Genomic DNA, 316 nt, shown 5'->3' on the forward strand with positions numbered 1-316 from the left:
GGTCGATCCCGATCGCATGCGCGAACTGGCGGTGGGCGAGGTCGGCGAGAACGTCGTCCACGGGCCCCAGGTGATGCGCGGCTACTGGAACAATCCGCAGGCGACGAACGAATCCTTCGTCGAGATCGACGGCAAGCGTTTTCTTCGGACCGGCGACCTCGGACGGGTCGACGAGGATGGCTACTTCTTCATGGTCGACCGCCTGAGCGCATGATCAACGCCTCGGGCTACAAGGTCTGGCCGGCCGAGGTCGAGTCGCTGATGTACCGGCACCCGGCGATCCGCGAGGTGGGCGTGGAGGCCGCGCACGACGGGC

Annotated in this window: 1 pseudogene; it reads left to right on the forward strand. The window is 66.8% G+C overall.

Annotation, left to right across the window (positions count from 1 at the left end):
- Positions 1-316, forward strand: a pseudogene (locus KVT32_RS29440) (long-chain fatty acid--CoA ligase); the annotation flags it as partial.

This window comes from Achromobacter sp. GbtcB20 (assembly GCF_019091095.1).
GTDB classification, from domain to species: domain Bacteria; phylum Pseudomonadota; class Gammaproteobacteria; order Burkholderiales; family Burkholderiaceae_B; genus Achromobacter; species Achromobacter mucicolens.